The sequence below is a fragment of the Pseudomonas sp. G7(2022) genome (genome assembly GCF_052660475.1).
The window spans coordinates 4,225,533-4,243,360 of sequence record NZ_CP109659.1 but is presented as its reverse complement, the minus strand read 5'-3'; the positions used below and the strand labels follow the sequence as shown (position 1 = coordinate 4,243,360).

Annotated in this window: 17 protein-coding genes and 1 pseudogene; 11 read left to right on the top strand and 7 right to left on the bottom strand. The window is 60.1% G+C overall.

Annotated features, from left to right (window positions below; translation table 11 throughout):
- Positions 1-10 precede the first annotated feature (10 nt).
- A complete protein-coding gene (locus tag NE357_RS19300) occupies positions 11-1,474 on the top strand; it encodes a glyceraldehyde-3-phosphate dehydrogenase (RefSeq protein ID WP_169431213.1) in 1,464 nt (487 codons plus the stop codon).
- Positions 1,475-1,540: 66 nt separating this feature from the next.
- Here the strand turns inward: NE357_RS19300 and NE357_RS19295 are convergent.
- Positions 1,541-2,832, bottom strand: a pseudogene (locus tag NE357_RS19295) (MFS transporter).
- A gap of 75 nt (positions 2,833-2,907) precedes the next feature.
- Between NE357_RS19295 and NE357_RS19290 the strand changes: the two are divergent.
- Complete coding sequence (locus tag NE357_RS19290) at positions 2,908-3,957, top strand: FAD:protein FMN transferase (protein ID WP_169431212.1); 1,050 nt, start codon at positions 2,908-2,910, stop codon at positions 3,955-3,957.
- A gap of 197 nt (positions 3,958-4,154) precedes the next feature.
- On the top strand, positions 4,155-5,549 hold the full coding sequence (gene sthA / locus NE357_RS19285) for a Si-specific NAD(P)(+) transhydrogenase (protein WP_065260713.1): 1,395 nt from the start codon (positions 4,155-4,157) through the stop codon (positions 5,547-5,549).
- 42 nt (positions 5,550-5,591) lie between these two features.
- Here sthA and NE357_RS19280 read toward each other — a convergent pair whose 3' ends face one another.
- Both NE357_RS19280 and NE357_RS19275 read right to left on the bottom strand, forming a co-directional pair.
- Positions 5,592-6,314 (bottom strand): glycerophosphodiester phosphodiesterase, encoded by a 723-nt coding sequence (locus NE357_RS19280; protein WP_169431211.1) that lies wholly within the window; start codon positions 6,312-6,314, stop codon positions 5,592-5,594.
- A gap of 13 nt (positions 6,315-6,327) precedes the next feature.
- Positions 6,328-6,909 carry a PilZ domain-containing protein gene (locus NE357_RS19275; protein ID WP_169431210.1) on the bottom strand — a complete coding sequence of 194 codons (582 nt, stop codon included), beginning with the start codon at positions 6,907-6,909 and terminating at the stop codon, positions 6,328-6,330.
- A 94-nt stretch (positions 6,910-7,003) separates the two neighbouring features.
- Between NE357_RS19275 and NE357_RS19270 the strand changes: the two genes are divergently transcribed.
- The 3 genes from NE357_RS19270 (at position 7,004) to NE357_RS19260 (ending at position 10,253) form a co-directional block, all read left to right on the top strand.
- Complete coding sequence (locus NE357_RS19270) at positions 7,004-8,254, top strand: lipoprotein-releasing ABC transporter permease subunit (RefSeq protein ID WP_169431209.1); 1,251 nt, start codon at positions 7,004-7,006, stop codon at positions 8,252-8,254.
- Between the two features lie 7 nt (positions 8,255-8,261).
- A complete protein-coding gene (gene lolD / locus NE357_RS19265; protein WP_169431208.1) occupies positions 8,262-8,945 on the top strand; it encodes a lipoprotein-releasing ABC transporter ATP-binding protein LolD in 684 nt (227 codons plus the stop codon).
- 63 nt (positions 8,946-9,008) lie between these two features.
- Positions 9,009-10,253: a lipoprotein-releasing ABC transporter permease subunit gene (locus NE357_RS19260; RefSeq protein ID WP_169431207.1), complete on the top strand. Its 1,245-nt coding sequence runs from the start codon at positions 9,009-9,011 to the stop codon at positions 10,251-10,253.
- Positions 10,254-10,283: 30 nt separating this feature from the next.
- Here the strand turns inward: NE357_RS19260 and NE357_RS19255 are convergent, their stop codons facing one another.
- Together NE357_RS19255 and NE357_RS19250 are read right to left on the bottom strand one after the other, a co-directional pair.
- Entirely contained in the window at positions 10,284-11,624 is a 1,341-nt protein-coding gene (locus tag NE357_RS19255) for a heavy metal sensor histidine kinase (protein ID WP_169431206.1), read from the bottom strand.
- Entirely contained in the window at positions 11,624-12,304 is a 681-nt protein-coding gene (locus tag NE357_RS19250) for a heavy metal response regulator transcription factor (protein ID WP_169431205.1), read from the bottom strand. Before NE357_RS19250 ends, NE357_RS19255 begins: the two co-directional genes overlap by 1 nt.
- A gap of 155 nt (positions 12,305-12,459) precedes the next feature.
- Between NE357_RS19250 and copI the strand changes: the two genes are divergently transcribed.
- Together copI and queF are read left to right on the top strand one after the other, a co-directional pair.
- The gene (gene copI, locus NE357_RS19245) at positions 12,460-12,993 is read left to right on the top strand and encodes a copper-resistant cuproprotein CopI (protein ID WP_169431204.1); all 534 of its coding nucleotides are present in this window, start codon (positions 12,460-12,462) and stop codon (positions 12,991-12,993) included.
- Between the two features lie 61 nt (positions 12,994-13,054).
- Positions 13,055-13,885: an NADPH-dependent 7-cyano-7-deazaguanine reductase QueF gene (queF, locus tag NE357_RS19240; protein WP_169431203.1), complete on the top strand. Its 831-nt coding sequence runs from the start codon at positions 13,055-13,057 to the stop codon at positions 13,883-13,885.
- A gap of 63 nt (positions 13,886-13,948) precedes the next feature.
- Here the strand turns inward: queF and NE357_RS19235 are convergent, their stop codons facing one another.
- The gene (locus tag NE357_RS19235; protein ID WP_085700493.1) at positions 13,949-14,212 is read right to left on the bottom strand and encodes a DUF4404 family protein; all 264 of its coding nucleotides are present in this window, start codon (positions 14,210-14,212) and stop codon (positions 13,949-13,951) included.
- Positions 14,213-14,320: 108 nt separating this feature from the next.
- The gene (locus NE357_RS19230; RefSeq protein WP_169431202.1) at positions 14,321-14,941 is read right to left on the bottom strand and encodes an HAD family phosphatase; all 621 of its coding nucleotides are present in this window, start codon (positions 14,939-14,941) and stop codon (positions 14,321-14,323) included.
- Between the two features lie 186 nt (positions 14,942-15,127).
- On the opposite strand from NE357_RS19230, the gene NE357_RS19225 reads away from it, so the two are divergent.
- From NE357_RS19225 to rssC, 3 genes are all read left to right on the top strand, one after another.
- A complete protein-coding gene (locus tag NE357_RS19225; RefSeq protein ID WP_169431201.1) occupies positions 15,128-15,817 on the top strand; it encodes an MlaA family lipoprotein in 690 nt (229 codons plus the stop codon).
- A 323-nt stretch (positions 15,818-16,140) separates the two neighbouring features.
- The gene (gene rssB / locus NE357_RS19220) at positions 16,141-17,322 is read left to right on the top strand and encodes a two-component system response regulator RssB (RefSeq protein WP_169431200.1); all 1,182 of its coding nucleotides are present in this window, start codon (positions 16,141-16,143) and stop codon (positions 17,320-17,322) included.
- On the top strand, positions 17,322-17,804 hold the full coding sequence (rssC, locus tag NE357_RS19215) for an anti-sigma factor antagonist RssC (RefSeq protein ID WP_042560140.1): 483 nt from the start codon (positions 17,322-17,324) through the stop codon (positions 17,802-17,804). The genes rssB and rssC overlap by 1 nt, the downstream gene beginning before the upstream one ends.
- Positions 17,805-17,828: the final 24 nt, after the last annotated feature.

Below are 17,828 nucleotides of genomic sequence, written 5' to 3'. Positions count from 1 at the left end.
CTGCCCCTACATGTGGAAGGTTCCCGTGACTCAGAAGCCCGACCAGTGTCTTGGTGAATGGATCGACCGTGAAGCACTCGCAGAAGCGATGATTCCGCTTATCGGTCAGCTCTACCGCAATAACAACGTGGTGAGCTCGATCTATGGCCGCAGCCTGATCAACCAGTCTGTCATCGCGATTCTCAAAGCTCACCGCTTTGCTCGCCATCGTTCTTCCGACGATAGCGAACTCTCCGTCCACGAAACATTCCCTCTGCTCAAGGCCATGAGCGAGCTCAAGCTCGGCGCGGCTTCGGTGGATCTGGGCAAGTTGGCGTTCAAATTCCGCAATGAAGGCAACGGCCGTACCGCCGAGCAGTTCGTGCGTGAAGAAATGGCTGACGTGGTTGGCCAGCAAAACGCTTCGGCCCGCAAAGGCACTGACGTTGTGCTTTACGGCTTCGGTCGTATCGGCCGTCTGCTGGCGCGCATCCTGATCGAGAAAACCGGTGGCGGCGACGGTCTGCGTCTGCGTGCCATCGTGGTGCGCAAGGGCGCCGAAAACGACCTGACCAAACGCGCCAGCCTGCTGCGTCGCGATTCGGTACACGGTTCGTTCAACGGCACCATCACCATCGACGAAGAAAACAACACTATCACCGCCAACGGCAACCTGATCCAGGTTATCTACGCGAAAAACCCTACCGAAGTGGATTACACCCAGTACGGCATCAAAGATGCGCTGCTGGTGGACAACACCGGTGTATGGCGTGATGCCGACGGCCTGGGTCAGCACCTGGCCTGCCCGGGTATCGACCGCGTTGTTCTGACCGCGCCTGGCAAGGGCAAGCTGAAGAACATCGTTCACGGTATCAACCACAACGAAATCACCGCTGACGACAAGATCGTGTCCGCCGCTTCCTGCACCACCAACGCCATCGTGCCGGTGCTGAAAGCCGTGAATGACAAGTTCGGCATCATCAACGGTCACGTCGAAACCGTTCACTCGTACACCAACGACCAGAACCTGATCGACAACTTCCACAAGGGTGATCGCCGTGGTCGTAGCGCCGCGCTGAACATGGTGATCACCGAGACCGGTGCTGCTACCGCTGCTGCCAAGGCCCTGCCTGAGCTGGCTGGCAAGCTGACCGGTAACGCGATCCGTGTTCCAACGCCGAACGTGTCGATGGCCATTCTCAACCTGAACCTCGAGAAAGCCGCCACCCGTGAAGAGATGAACGAGTACCTGCGCTACATGGCGCTGCACTCGGATCTGCACAAGCAGATCGACTTCGTCAATTCCCAGGAAGTGGTTTCCACCGACTTCGTGGGCTCGCGCCACGCCGGTGTGGTCGACGCTGAGGCGACCATCGTTCAGGATAACCGCGTTGTTCTGTACGTCTGGTACGACAACGAGTTCGGTTATAGCTGCCAGGTCGTTCGCGTGATGGAAGACATGGCCGGTGTAAACCCGCCAGCATTCCCGCGCTAAGCCTTAGCTGCAAATGAAAAACGCCCCGACTCTGGTCGGGGCGTTTTTGTTTGTGTGCGATTTGCCTCAGCGGGGGATGGCGGCTTGTGCCGTGCGCAGTTCGTGCCTGTTGCCACGGAACAGCACCAGCGTGGCGATCAGGCCCAGCACGGCTGCTCCACTTAGCCAGATCCCCGGCGCTGCCTTGTTGTCCAGCACATGGATCAGGTAAGTGCAGGCCGCCGGGGTAAAACCACCGAAGGTTGCGGTCGCCAGACTGTAGGCCAGCGAGAAACCCGTGGTGCGAACTTCCACCGGCATAATCTCGGTGAGTGCCACCACCATAGCCCCGTTATACGAGCCGTACAGGAACGACAGCCACAACTCGACGATCAGCAGATGGCTGAAGCTCGGGTTCGCCACCAGCCACGACAACGCAGGGTAAGCGGTCAGAATCGCCAGAATCGTCGCCGCCAACAGTAGGGGTTTGCGTCCGACCTTGTCAGACACCGCGCCCATCACCGGCAGCCAGAAGAAGTTCGACAGGCCGATGCACACCGTCACCAGCAACGCATCGAAGTCCGACAGGTGCAATTCCGCCTTGCCGAACGTCGGGGTGTAGGCGGTGATCAGGTAGAACGACACCGTCGTCATGACCACCAGCGCCATGCCGGCGATGACGATGCCAAAGTTCTGACCGATCGAGCGGACGATTTCCTGCAGGGTAGGGCGATGTTTGCGCGCCTGGAATTCCGGGGTTTCCTCCAGCGAGCGACGGATGACGAAAATCACCGGGACGATCATGCAGCCGATCAGGAACGGCACGCGCCAGCCCCATTCGCCCATCTGTTCCGGGCTCAGCCAGTGGTTGAGGCCAACGCCAAGCAGGCCGGCGAATACCACCGCTGCTTGCTGACTGGCGGACTGCCAGCTGACGAAAAAGCCCTTGCGGCCGGGCGTGGCGATTTCCGCCAGATACACCGATACACCGCCCAATTCGACGCCGGCCGAGAATCCTTGCAGCAAGCGGCCGAACAGCACGATCAGCGGCGCGGCAACGCCGAGCGTGGCATAACCCGGAACGCAGGCAATCAGCACGGTACCGGCAGCCATCAGTGCGAGGGTAATGATCAGGCCCTGACGACGACCGTGTCGGTCAATGTAGGCTCCGAGGAAGATCGCCCCCAGTGGACGCATCAGAAGCCTGCGCCGAAGGTGGCAAGCGAAAGCATCAAGGATGCGAAAGCACTGTCGGTAGGGAAGAACGTCTTGGCGATGGCCGTGGCATAGAAGCCGTAGACCATGAAGTCGAACATTTCGAGAAAGTTGCCGCTGACAACGCGAAAAATCGCTTTGCCTTTGCCCGTGGAGGAGGACATGTTCAGGTACTCACTTTTTAGATTTTGTATGAAAGCGGTGCATCCGTTTGGGAGCGAGCGGGCTCTGTGGCCATAATGGCCGCCGCGGTTTTGCTCGGAGATGAAGAATTGTTAACTGGACGGTTTGTGGTTTTCGTGCTGCTGATCGGCGTTTTGTCCGGGTGCGGCAACGGCGACTCCATGGAGAGCTTCGGCGGCCCGACCATGGGCAGCACCTATTCGATCAAGTACGTGCGCCACGCCAATCTGCCTGCGTCTGAGGATGTCCGTGTCGAAGTCAAGAAGATCCTTGCCGATGTCGATCAGCAGATGTCCACCTACCGCGCGAACTCTGATATTTCACGTTTCAACGCGTTGCCAGCCGATCGTTGTCAGGCCATGCCGGCGGCGATTCTTGAATTGGTCCGTGTGGGCGAACAGCTGTCACAGCAGAGCGAAGGTTCCTACGACCTGACGGTGGAGCCGTTGCTCAATCTTTGGGGCTTCGGCCCGCAAGGGCGCGAGGAGAAAGTTCCGAGCGCTTCGGCGCTGGCCGAGGTGCAGAAGCGCGTGGGTTACCGCCATCTGCGCGTTGAAGGCGACCAACTGTGCAAGGATGCGGCGGTCGAGGTCGACTTCAACAGCATTGCCGCCGGTTATGCGGTCGATACCATTGCGGCGCGGCTCGATGCCATGGGCATTCATGATTACCTCGCCGAAGCCACGGGGGAACTCAAGGCGTCCGGCAAGAAGCTCGACGGCTCCCCCTGGCGCATCGCGCTGGAGGCGCCTCGTGACGATCGGCAAGTGGCCGAGCGGATCATCGACGTTGATGGCTATGGCCTCTCCACGTCCGGCGACTACCGCAACTATTTTCAGCAGGACGGAAGGCGCTATTCCCACACCTTCGATGCCCGCACCGGAGCGCCCGTCCTACACGACCTGGCGTCAGTCACGGTGATTCATCCTTCAGCCTTGATGGCCGATGGACTATCGACACTGTTGCTGATTCTCGGCCCGGAAAGGGCCTGGGACTATGCCGAAAAACACGACATTGGTGCATTCTTTGTGATTCGTGCCGATAAAGGTTTCGTCACACGCACCAGTCACGCTTTCCAACGGCTCAGTGGCGCAAAAGTTGACTGAGAACAGTACGAAAGCTGGCGTTGTAGTGCAGGCAAAAGTAGCCTACGACGCGACCAAGGGTTAATGTGCGCGGCGTTGACGCTTCTATAGACTGTGTCCGGGTTTTCAACTGGCCCCCAATTGTTCCTTCGCGCCGTCGTTCGGCGTGATTTAGCCGCCGGTGCTGCTGGCACCGCGGCCTGTTCTGAGGAGTACGCATGGCTGTCTACAACTACGACGTGGTGGTGCTGGGTTCCGGCCCGGCGGGAGAAGGCGCGGCAATGAACGCCGCCAAAGCAGGGCGCAAGGTGGCGATGGTCGACAGCCGTCGCCAGGTCGGCGGTAACTGCACCCACCTGGGCACCATCCCGTCCAAGGCCTTGCGTCACTCGGTGCGGCAGATCATGCAGTTCAACACCAACCCGATGTTCCGTGCGATCGGTGAACCGCGCTGGTTCTCCTTCCCGGACGTGTTGAAGAGCGCCGAAAAAGTCATCTCCAAGCAAGTCGCTTCGCGTACCGGCTACTACGCCCGTAATCGCGTCGACGTGTTCTTCGGCACCGGCAGCTTCGCCGACGAGCAGACCATCGAAGTGGTCTGCGCCAATGGTGTGGTCGAGAAGCTGGTAGCCAAACACATCATCATTGCCACCGGTTCGCGTCCTTATCGCCCGGCGGACATCGATTTCCACCACCCGCGTATCTACGATAGCGACACCATCCTCAGCCTCGGCCACACCCCGCGCAAACTGATCGTTTACGGCGCCGGCGTGATCGGTTGCGAATACGCTTCGATCTTCAGCGGTTTGGGCGTGCTGGTCGAGCTGGTGGACAACCGCGGGCAGTTGCTGAGCTTCCTCGACTCGGAAATCTCCCAGGCGTTGAGCTACCACTTCAGCAACAACAACATCACCGTGCGTCACAACGAAGAGTATGACCGCGTCGAAGGCGTGGACAACGGCGTAATCCTGCACCTGAAGTCCGGCAAGAAGATCAAGGCCGACGCCTTGCTCTGGTGCAACGGCCGGACCGGCAACACCGATCAGTTGGGTCTGGAAAACATTGGCGTCAAGGTCAACAGCCGCGGCCAGATCGAAGTCGACGAGAATTACCGCACTTGCGTACAGAACATCTACGGCGCCGGTGACGTGATCGGCTGGCCGAGCCTGGCCAGTGCCGCCCACGACCAGGGTCGCTCGGCTGCTGGCAGCATTGTCGACAATGGCAGCTGGCGCTTCGTGAATGACGTGCCGACCGGCATCTACACCATTCCGGAGATCAGCTCGATCGGCAAGAACGAGCAGGAACTGACCCAGGCCAAGGTGCCGTACGAAGTGGGCAAGGCGTTCTTCAAGAGCATGGCGCGGGCGCAGATCGCCGGCGAGCCGCAAGGCATGCTGAAGATCCTGTTCCACCGTGAAACCCTGCAGGTGCTGGGCGTTCACTGCTTCGGTTATCAGGCATCGGAGATCGTGCACATCGGTCAGGCGATCATGAACCAGCCGGGTGAGCTCAATACCCTGAAGTATTTCGTCAACACCACGTTCAACTACCCGACCATGGCCGAAGCCTATCGGGTAGCGGCGTACGACGGCCTCAACCGGCTTTTTTGAGCGGCTCCGGCCGGTGGCCTGAGCCGGCCGGGGAGACCGATTTCAGCTATTCCCGAGGGTGGCAGTGGCCAAACCGGGAAAGTCTGTAATCAGGCTGTCAACGCCGAAGTCGGCGAGTCTGCGCATCAGCGCAGGCTCGTTGACGGTCCACACCGACACATGCAGCCCCTGACGCTGCGCCTTTTGCAGGCGTTCCGGCGTACACAGCGTCCAGTTCAAGGCCAGTATCTCGCAGCCGTAGCTTGCCGCGACCTTCAGCGGGTCGAGCCAGGCGTACTCGGCCACCAGGCCCCGTGACACGTCCGGTACCAGATCCAGTGCAGCCTTCAATACTTCCCGCGAACTTGAGGTGATCGTCACCTTGTCGAGCAGCCCGTGTCTGACCGCCATTTCACGGATGGCCAGAACGGTCGTCGCAGCGCGGGTGCGCGAGGCGCTTTTGACTTCGAGCTGCCAGTGCTCGAAATCACATTTCTCGAACAGTTCTTCCAGGGTCGGAATCGGGCAGGGCTTGATCCAGCCCGGCCCACCCTTGCGGGCGTCGTAGGTCACCAGTTCGGCGGCGGAGTGCTCGACCACCTTGCCACGGCGCTCGGTGGTGCGCTTGAGGGTCGGGTCGTGGATGACCATCAGCTCGCCGTCCTTGGACAGGTGCAGATCCAGTTCGCAGCGGCGAACGCCGTGCTTGAGACATTCCTGAAAACTGGTCAGGGTGTTTTCCGGTGCTTCGCCCTTGGCGCCGCGGTGGCCGTAGATAAGGGTCACGGTTTTTCCTTAATTAAATGCCTGATTCGTTCTGTTCGCGGGCCAGACGTCGTTCCTGGGCCTGCTTTTGCAAGATATAGCGGGCGAGCAGCTGGCGCTGGGCTTCGGTCAGGTGTTCGAACTCGGTGCCGACATCGTAGCCGTCACCCTTGCGGTCGCAATGGGTGACCCGGGCGCGCAGCAACAGGCCAAGCGCCTGGGGCATCAGCACCAGTTTCACCGACAGGTGGGCGCCGGTGGCGATCGGGGTCGGGTGCTGAAAGTCGATGCCGCCCTCGGAGATGATCACCGGTTGCGGTTCGCCGATATGGCCGAGCACGGTCAGGGCGACCACCTGGCTGAGCAGGTCGATGCGTTTGTTCTGGGATTTCAGGAACGCCGCGATGGCGCGGTCGCGTTCACTGATCTGGCGCAGCAGGTGCTGCGACTCGAATTCGCTCAGGTGCAGTTCGCTGAGCAGGTTGAATAGCGGGGAAGCATCCTGCAACACTTCCTGGCCGGCGGCTTCGGGAGCGGACAGGGGCCGAATTTCCAGTGCGATCGTGTCCTCGATACGGTAGTATTCGCGGCGATCTTCTTCATCTAATGTCGACATGGCGAACCCATGGTAGCGGCGGTGGTCTGAGTGTAAAGCTGGTTATCGACCCCCGCCACAAGGACGTTCCTTTTCCCTCCGAACAAGCCCCGACATGTTCAGACCTCTCTTCGTATTTATCGGCACGCGTTATACCCGTGCAAAGCGTCGCAATCATTTTGTGTCATTCATTTCCCTGACTTCGATGATCGGGCTCGCCCTTGGCGTGGTCGTGATGATCGTGGTGCTGTCGGTGATGAACGGCTTCGATCATGAGATGCGCACCCGCGTGCTGGGCATGGTGCCTCACGCGACCATCGAGTCCGGTGAAGCCATCAGCGACTGGCAGAGCCTGGCCGCCAAGGTCAAGCAGAACCCGCAGGTGGCGGCCGTCGCGCCGTTCACCCAGATGCAGGGATTGCTGACCAACAACGGCCAGGTGTCCAAGGTGTTGCTCAATGCCATTGATCCGGCGCTGGAACGCAACGTCTCGATCATCGACAACTTCATGCAGCAGGGCAAACTCGACGACCTGACGCCGGGCAGCTTCGGCATCGTGATCGGCGACAAGGCCGCGACCAAGCTCGGCGTGGGCATCGGTGACAAGATCACCTTCGTCGCCCCGGAGGTCAGTGTGACCCCCGCCGGGATGTTCCCGCGCATGAAGCGTTTCACCGTGGTCGGCATCTTCCATGTCGGCGCCGGCGAGCTGGACGGCTACCTGGGCGTCACCAATCTGCAGGATCTGGCGAAGATGCACCGCTGGAAGCCTGATCAGGTGCAGGGCCTGCGCCTGAAGTTCGACGATCTGTTCCAGGCGCCGCGTGAGGCGTGGAACATCGCCCAGCGGCTCGGCGAAGACCATTACTACGCCCGCGACTGGACCCGCACCCACGGCAACCTGTATCAGGCGATCCGCATGGAAAAAGCCATGATCGGCCTGCTGTTGCTGCTGATCGTCGCGGTTGCCGCGTTCAACATCATCTCCACACTGGTGATGGTGGTGAACGACAAGAAGGGCGACATCGCCATTCTGCGCACGCTCGGCGCCACGCCGGGCACGATCATGCGCACGTTCATGGTGCAGGGCACGGTGATCGGCGTGGTCGGTACGGCCATCGGCGCCGTGGTCGGAATCCTGGCGGCGCTCAATGTCAGCGCGGCGATTTCGGCACTCGAAGGCTTGATCGGGCACAAGTTCCTCAACGCCGACGTGTATTTCATCGATTACCTGCCATCGCAGGTGCAGAGCCAGGACGTAGTCATGGTCTGCGCGGCTGCGTTGGTCCTGAGTTTCCTCGCCACCCTGTATCCAGCCTGGCGTGCCGCACGCACCCAGCCGGCGGAGGCGCTACGTTATGAGTGAGTCGGGCATGAGTGAAAAAGCAATCCTGAGCTGCCGCAACCTGGGCAAGTCCTACGAGGAAGGCCCGGAGTCGGTGCAAGTGCTGGCCAACCTGCAACTGGAGCTGCACCCGGGCGAGCGCGTGGCGATCGTCGGCAAATCCGGTTCGGGCAAAAGTACCTTGCTCAACCTGTTGGGCGGTCTCGATACGCCGACCAAGGGCGGTGTCTGGCTCGACGGTGAAGAGCTGTCGGCGCTGAGCGAGAAGAAGCGCGGCCTGCTGCGTAACCGTGCCCTCGGGTTCGTGTACCAGTTCCACCACCTGCTGCCGGAATTCACCGCGCTGGAAAACGTCTGCATGCCGTTGCTGATCGGCAAGACTGCGATCCCGGAAGCGCGTCAGCGGGCCACGGCGTTGCTGGAACGAGTCGGTCTCGGCCATCGTCTGGAACACAAACCGGCCGAGCTGTCCGGTGGTGAACGCCAGCGTGTGGCCATCGCCCGCGCTCTGGTGAACAATCCGGGCCTGGTGATGCTCGACGAGCCGACCGGCAACCTCGACTCCCACACCGCCGAAGGCATTCAGGACCTGATGCTGGAACTCAGCACGTCGATGCGCACGGCGTTTCTGGTGGTGACTCACGACATGAACCTGGCTCGCCAGATGGACCGCGTCCTGCAGTTGCAGGAAGGTTGCCTGACCCCCATCTGACGGCTTGAAACCCGATGCCTGAAAAGGCGTCGGGTCTTTTATTTTTATACGGTGCCCCAGCGAATGTTCAGACCGTTATCGATCTTTATCGGCACGCGCTATACCCGCGCCAAGCGCCGCAATCGCTTTGTTTCATTCATCTCGATGACCTCGATGATCGGTCTCGCCCTCGGCGTGTTGGCGATGATTGTGGTGTTGTCGGTGATGAACGGCTTTCAGCGCGAAATGAGCTCGCGCATCCTCGGCATGGTGCCCCACGCGACCATCGTGGGCGTCAAGCCGATCGACGACTGGCAACCCGTGGCTGCCGCCGCGATGAAGAACCCCGAAGTCACTGCCGCTGTGCCGTTCACCGAGATGGAAGGCATGCTGTCCTACAAAGGCATGATGCAGCCGATCCAGATCAGCGGTGTCGATCCGGCCCAGGAAGGCAAGGTGTCGATCGTTGCCCAGCACATTGTTCAGGGTCGTCTCGATGCCTTGAAGCCGGGCGAGTTCGGCGTGGTGCTGGGTGAAATCACGGCCCGGCGCTTCCGCCTGAACGTCGGCGACAAAATCACCCTGATCGTGCCGGAAGTCAGTACTGCACCCGGCGGCATCACCCCGCGCATGCAGCGTCTGAATGTGGTCGGCATCTTCAAGGTCGGTGCCGAACTGGATGGTTCCATGGGCCTGATCCATGTGGCCGACGCCGCAACGATGCAGCACTGGGAGCCGAATCAGGTACAGAGCGTGCGTCTGGCAGTGAAAGACCTGTACGCGGCGCCTAAAGTCTCCTCCGATATCGCCACCGGCCTCGGCGTTGATTTCAAGGCTGACGACTGGACCCACACCCAGGGCAGCCTGTTCAGTGCGATGAAAATGGAAAAGACCATGATCGGTCTGTTGCTGCTGATGATCGTCGCGGTGGCGGCGTTCAACATCATTGCGACTTTGATCATGGTGGTGAACGACAAGGGCGCGGACATCGCGATCCTGCGCACCATCGGCGCCACGCCACGGCAGATCATGGCGATCTTCATGGTGCAGGGCACGGTGATCGGCATCGTCGGCACCATCATCGGTGGCGTGCTCGGCGTAATTGCCGCACTCAATGTCAGTGAGATGGTGGGCTGGGTCGAGCGAGTGACCGGGCAGCACATCTTCAGTTCGGACGTGTACTTCGTCAGCAACCTGCCCTCGGAATTGCAGGGCGGCGATGTGCTGCTGATCTGCTCGGCGGGCTTCATTCTCAGCTTCCTGGCCACGGTTTACCCGGCCTGGCGAGCGGCGAAGATCGAGCCGGCGCACGCGTTGCGCTATTCGTAAGCTCTCCTGTTGAGGCCGGCATTGCCGGCCTCAATCTTTTTTCGGCAACTCAATTACAAACCGCGTCCAGCCCTGAGCCGATTCACAATGAATCTGCCCGCCATGGGCCTTGATGATCGACTGAGTGATCGCCAGCCCCAATCCCGCATGCTCGCTGCTGCCTTCCTGGCGCGCCGGATCGGCCCGGTAGAACCGGTCGAACAAGCGCGGCAACAACTCAGCAGAAATCCCCTCGCCACTGTTTTCCACGGTCACCCTCAAGGATTTCGCCTGCTCGGCTATCCTCACACGCACTTCGCCCGCTGCCGGCGTGAAGCGCAACGCGTTATCCAGCAGATTCGACAGCGCCCGGCGCAACATCGCGCGATCACCCTCGAACCGCCCCGCACCGTCACGGCTCAGGCTGACCTGAGCGTCTTCGGCCAGCGGTGCGAAAAACTCCAGCAATGCATCGGCTTCTTTCGCCAGTTCCAGCGGTTCGCGCTTGGGCACCAGCAATCCGTGGTCGGCCTTGGCCAGATAAAGCATGTCGTTGACCAGTTGTGCCATCCATTGCAGCTCTTCGAGGTTGCTGTGCAATGCCTCGCGGTAGTCCTCAAGCTGGCGAGGCCGGGTGAGGGTGACCTGCGTGTGGGTCAGCAGGTTCGACAATGGGGTGCGCAGTTCATGGGCGATGTCGGCAGAGAACGCGGAAAGGCGCTGAAACGAGTCATCGAGGCGTCCGAGCATGGCGTTGAAACTGTGGGCCAGTTCCGTGAGTTCTGCGGGCATCTGCGCTTCCGGGAGTCGGGCATTCAGCGATTGGGCCGAAATCCCACGGGCCACCGCACTCATACGGCGTAACGGACGAAGGCCGCTGCGGGCCGCCCAGGCGCCGAGCAACGCAGTAGCCAGCGCCGAAAGGCCGACGGTCAGCCAGATCAGATGCTGCATGCGTTGCAGGAAGTGCTGGTGGTGGGTGATGTCCAGCAGCAAGGTCAATTGCGGGGAGTCGGGTTGTTCCGGGGAGAGCGGGGCGTTGAGCAGGCGATAGTCCGTACCGTTGTCGGTGATGGTGGCCAGGCCGGGCTGTTTCGGCAGATTCGCCGGGGTATGCAACGAGCGGCCGAACCAGCGTTGTCCCTCAGGGGTGCTGATGCGCAACGAAACATCGCCCTGTTGGCTCAATTCATCGGTGATGTGCGCGGCGTCGCTGCCGCTCAGCAGCGTCTGACGCACACTGAGCAGTTTTCCTTCTAGCAGTTGCTGGTCGAGCTCGATGAAGTGGCCTTCGCTGGCCCGATTGAAAACGACCCCGGCCACCAGCGAAACCACTGCGGTGCAGCCGGCGAACAACAATGCCAGCCGGCTGCTCAAGGACAGTCGGCGCATCAGTCGGCACGCTCTTCAAGCACGTAACCCATGCCACGCACGGTGTGGATCAGTTTGTCGGGAAAGTCATCATCGATCTTCAGCCGCAATCGCCGGATCGCCACTTCGATCACATTGGTGTCGCTGTCGAAGTTCATGTCCCAGACCTGGGATGCGATCAGGGATTTGGGCAGCACTTCACCCTGGCGGCGCAGGAGCATTTCCAGCAAGGCGAACTCCTTTGCAGTGAGGTCGATGCGCTGGCCGCTGCGTTCGACGCGGCGGCGAATCAGGTCCAGACGCAGATCGGCCAATTGCAGGCAGGTTTCCTGCGGTGTGGCGCTGCCGCGGCGCAACAGGCTGCGTACCCGGGCCAGCAGTTCGGAGAAAGCGAACGGCTTGACCAGGTAGTCGTCGGCGCCCAGTTCGAGACCGTGAACCCGGTCTTCCACGGTGTCCTTGGCCGTCAGAAACAGGATCGGCGTTTCCAGCCCGGCGCTGCGCACTGCTTGCAGAATCTGCCAGCCACTGCGCCCGGGCAGCATCACGTCGAGGATCAGCAAGGCGTAGTCACCGCTCAACGCCAGTTGTTGCCCGGTGTTGCCGTCGGCCACCAGCTCGGTATTGAAACCGGCCTCGGTCAGCCCCTGGCGCAGGTATTGGCCGGTTTTCGGTTGGTCTTCGACGATCAGCAGTTTCATGGGCGGCTCGGGTTTGTAGGATCGAAGGCTTTATACCGTGGGACGTTGTCACAAGCGCCAACCTGACAAAGTTGTAATCTCTCTGTCAGGTAGCTGCCAGCGCGGGCGGGCTAGAGTTTCCCACAGGCTGAACCTTTTCTTGTTGGAGTATGACTATGTTTTTGCGCAACCCTCTGGCCGTCGTCGCTTGTCTATTGGCGCTGAGTTCATCCGTCCGGGCCGATCCTGCGCACACGTACGACTTCGGCCAGCCGGCCCCGGCCGCCAAGGCCAGCCGCAGCATTGAAGTGGTGATGGGCGACATGTCGTTCGATCCGAAGGCCATCGACATCAAGGCCGGTGAGACCATTCGCTTTGTATTGGTGAATAAAGGCCAGTTGCTGCACGAATTCAACCTCGGGGATGCAGCGATGCATGCCAAACACCAGCAGGAAATGTTGCAGATGCAGCAAAGTGGCATGCTGACGCCGACCGGCATGAAGGAAATGTCCCACGATATGGCGGGCATGGATCATGGCTCGATGGGGCACGTAATGAAGCATGACGACCCCAACAGCGTGCTGGTCGAGCCCGGCAAGACTGCCGAGTTGACCTGGACGTTCAGCAAGGCGACCAGCCTGGAATTCGCCTGCAACATTCCAGGGCATTACCAGGCCGGGATGGTCGGCAAACTGACTGTCAGTCAGTAAGCACTCAAAGGCGGGAGCAAAGGCTGATAGAATCCGCTGATTCTTCAGTCAGGTTTCCGCCATGCATCCCGCAGCCGAACATTCGCCGCTGGGCAAATCCAGCGAATACATCGCCACTTACACGCCGTCCCTGCTGTTCCCGATTCCGCGCACCGCGAAATGGGCCGAGCTGGGCCTGACCGCCGAAACCCTGCCGTATAAAGGCGTGGATTTCTGGAACTGCTTCGAACTGTCGTGGCTGCTGCCGTCGGGCAAACCGGTGGTGGCAATCGGCGAATTCAGCATTCCGGCGGATTCGCCGAACATCATCGAATCCAAGTCGTTCAAGCTGTACCTGAACTCGCTGAACCAGACGCCGTTCGCCGACATCGCAAGCCTCGAAGCGACGCTGGTCAAAGATCTGTCCGCTGCTGCCGGCAAACCGGTGGGCGTACGGGTTCGCAGCCTGAAAGAGGTTGAAGCCGAAGGCGTGGTTGCGCTACCGGGCGTGTGCATCGACGATCTGGATATCAGCGTCAGCAACTACGAGCATCCGCGTCCCGAGCTGCTGCGCTGCGACGATTCGCGGGTGGTGGAGGAGAGCGTGCACAGCCATCTGCTTAAGTCCAACTGCCCGGTGACCAGTCAGCCGGACTGGGGCAGCGTGGTGGTGGAATATCGCGGCGCGGCGCTGGATCACGCCAGTCTGCTGGAATACATCGTCAGCTTCCGCCAGCACTCGGACTTCCACGAGCAATGTGTGGAGCGGATCTTCCTTGACCTGCAGCGCCTGCTGAAGCCGGAAAAACTCACGGTGTTCGCGCGTTACGTACGTCGGGGCGGGCTGGACATCAACCCGTACCGCAGCACTGAAAGCGTGCAACTGCCGAACCACCGTCTGGTTCGTCAGTAACCCGCATCGCGGACATGAAAAAGCCCTGCCAGTGATGGCAGGGCTTTTTTGCATTCGCGGGTTTCAGATACCCATGCTGACCAGGGAGTTCATGATGTTGCGCAATGTGCCGGCGATGGCGGGGTGTTCGAGTTCGAAGCGATCAACTGCCAGATTGACGCCATCGGCGATGCTGGAATCTTGAGTCGCGGTCTCCAGTTTTATTTCGGATTCAATCTGCGCCATCAGCGCATGTAGATCAGCGCGCTCGGCTTCGGTCAGCGGAGGATTTTGATCCAGTTGCTCGCGCAGGGCATTGAGCTGTTTTTGCAGTTCTTGAGCGGGCATGGTTGTTTCCTTTTATCGAGAGGCACTGGCATAGACCGCAGCCGTGCGCCAAAGGTCTATGGCTCTCTCTAAGACTAATCCACTCTGCTGCAACCTGCATGATCCCGGTCAGGGCTTTTCGCCTTTGAGGCGGCGCAGGCTGATGTCCGCCAGACAAGTGTCGAGTTCGCCCAGATGATCGATCACCGAGTGCACGCCCAGCCCGAACAGCTGCACCGTCGCCTTGCCGCGCAACTGCTCGCGCTCTTTCTGGCTCAGTGCTTGCCATTCGTGAGGCGCGAGGCCGCAGAGTGAACCACAGGACGCCAGGCCAATCGTCCACAACCCGGCATTGAGGCCGGATTGCAGCAGGCGCGGTTCACCGCTGACCAGCACGCAACCCTCGAGGCGGCAGACCCGTAATGCCATCAACGCCTGCCAGCAGGCATCGGGCGCCGGCCACGGATTGATTGTTGCAGGATGTTGCGAAGATTTGACCCAGTCGGGCAGCGTTGCTGAAAGCATTCGGGTGAGGGCAGGGGGGAGTTCGTCCAGCCACGCGCACGGAATCTGTTGCTGTTGCAGGCTGCGGAGGCTGTCGAGGGCTCCGGGAGTGGCCTCGGCGTGATCCGTTGTGGCGTCAGCGTGATTGTGGACGCGGGCACCGAAATCCACCAGGCAGCCGCTGAGTCCGAACAGCACGGCCGTCAGGTTGGGTGCCGCAGGGTGCAGTACTTCGGCGTGTGGCATGAAAAACGTCCCTGAAATAGGGATCAGGCTAAGCAATCCCGGTGACAGTTGGATGACAGATGCATTACGAAGCGTCCTACAGAGCCGATGATGCAGGAAATGCCTAAACAGGTGTTTCCGTCTTATACTGAGCGTCTTATAACCGTGGCCCGCATGCCGCGTATGTACAATCCAAGGAGTTTTTCTATGCGCTGGAGCAACCCTCTCGCTCAGCTTTGTGTATGCGCCAGCGTGATGCTGGTTCCGTTCGTTGCCCAGGCGGCAACGGAAGAAGACCCTTGGGAAAGCGTCAACCGTCCGATTTTCCAGTTCAACGACTTCGTCGATACCTACGCATTGAAGCCTCTGGCGCAGGGCTACGAATTTGTAACGCCGCAATTCCTGGAAGACGGCATCCACAACATGTTCCGTAACGTCGGTGACATCACCAACCTGGCGAACAACATTCTCCAGGCCAAACCGGCCGCTGCCGGTGTCGACACCGCGCGTTTGATCTTCAACACCACCTTCGGCCTGCTGGGCTTCTTCGATGTAGGCACCAAGATGGGCCTGCAGCGCAGCGACGAAGATTTCGGCCAGACCCTCGGTTACTGGGGCGTGAGCAGCGGTCCGTACGTGATGCTGCCGTTGCTGGGCCCGAGCACCCTGCGTGACGCGCCGTCGAAATACGTCGACACCTACACCGCACCGTATCGCTACATGAACGACATTCCGGCGCGCAACACTATTTACGGCCTGAACATCGTCGACACCCGCGCCAGCCTGTTGTCCAGCGAGAAGCTGATCAGCGGCGACAAGTACACCTTCATCCGCAATGCCTACCTGCAGAACCGCGAGTTCAAGGTCAAGGACGGTCACGTCGAAGACGATTTCTGATTTCGGCCCGTGAACCCCGAAAGGCGACCGAAAGGTCGCCTTTTTTTGTCCGTGCGTCCTTCCATTGAGTTACGGTTTCGAACGTTCTTATAACTCTCTGTGATTTGACAAACAAAGTCGTCAAGTGACGATCCGCGCATGCTTGAAACGCTCGAAGGATGGGAGTACCGTCTGCGCCTTAGAAGGGCACCTCTGGTGCATCCGTGTGCGGGGCAAACGCTCCGAAGCGGTGCAGCAGAGAGGCTAGAAAGCGAATCCAGTAGTCTGCGCCGGGCCGTTGCCCCGCCTGCTACGCCAACCTAATTCTGGCGCCGTTTGCCCACATGCCAAAAACCAGTGCCACGCTGCTGATAATCGATGATGACGAAGTAGTGCGCGCGAGCCTCGCGGCCTATTTGGAAGACAGTGGTTTCAGCGTCTTGCAGGCCAGTAACGGTCAGCAGGGTCTTCAGGTATTCGAGCAAGACAAGCCCGACCTCGTCATCTGCGATCTGCGCATGCCGCAGATGGGCGGTCTCGAACTTATCCGTCAGGTCACCGAGCGATCCCCGCAGACACCGGTGATCGTGGTTTCCGGTGCCGGCGTGATGAACGACGCGGTCGAGGCTCTGCGCCTGGGCGCGGCGGATTACCTGATCAAGCCTCTCGAAGATCTGGCCGTGCTCGAGCACTCCGTACGCCGGGCTCTGGATCGTGCGCGCCTGCTGCTGGAAAACCAGCGCTACCGCGAGAAGCTGGAGAAGGCCAATCGCGAGCTCGAAGCCAGCCTGAACCTGCTTCAGGAAGACCAGAACGCCGGTCGCCAGGTGCAGATGAACATGCTGCCGGAAAGCCCCTGGACCATCGACACGTTCAAGTTCGCCCACCAGATCATTCCGTCGTTGTACCTGTCGGGTGATTTTGTCGACTATTTCCGGGTGGACGAACGCCGGGTCGCGTTCTATCTGGCGGACGTTTCAGGCCATGGCGCCTCTTCGGCGTTCGTCACCGTGCTGCTGAAGTTCATGACCACGCGCTTGCTGTTCGAGTCCAGGCGCAGCGGCACCTTGCCGGAATTCAAGCCTTCGGAAGTCCTTGGTCATATCAACCGGGGGCTGATCAGTTGTAAGCTGGGTAAACACGTCACAATGGTCGGTGGAGTCATCGACGAGGAGACCGGTTTGTTGACCTATAGCATCGGCGGCCATCTGCCGTTGCCTGTGTTGTACACGCCTGACAGTGTTCGCTACCTCGAGGGGCGCGGTCTGCCCGTGGGGCTTTTCAACGAAGCCACCTACGAAGACCACGTGCTCGAGCTGCCACCGACGTTCAGCCTGACGCTGATGTCTGATGGCATTCTGGATCTTTTGCCAGAACCCACACTCAAAGAAAAAGAAGCCGCCTTGCCCGAACGGGTCAAGTCGGCGGGCGGCAGCCTGGATGGCCTGCGGCAGGTTTTTGGATTGGCCACGCTAGGGGAGATGCCGGATGATATCGCCCTGTTGGTGTTGAGCAGGAATCTTTAATGAGTACCGGTAGAATCCAGTTCGCCGAGCAGGACGGCACCTTTGTCCTGAAGTTCGTCGGTGAAGTTCGCCTGACCCTGTGTTCGGCGTTGGATGCGACTATTGAAAAAATCTTCACCGCGCTGAATTTCAACGCGATCGTGATCGATTTGACCGAAACCCGCAGCATCGACAGCACCACGCTGGGCCTGCTGGCCAAGCTGTCGATCCTGTCGCGGCAGAAGGTCGGCCTGCTGCCGACCGTGGTCACCACCCATGACGACATCACCCGTCTGCTTCAATCGATGGGTTTCGAGCAGGTGTTCAATATCGTCAACCATCCCGTGCCTTGCCCGGAATGCCTCGATGACCTGCCGGATCAGGATCAGTCGGAGGAAGTCGTGCGGATCAAGGTGCTCGAAGCGCACAAGATCCTCATGGGCCTGAACGACTCCAATCGCGAAGCTTTCCATGATCTGGTGAATGCCCTCGAAAGGCATTGATTCCCCAGCCATCAGGCACAAAAA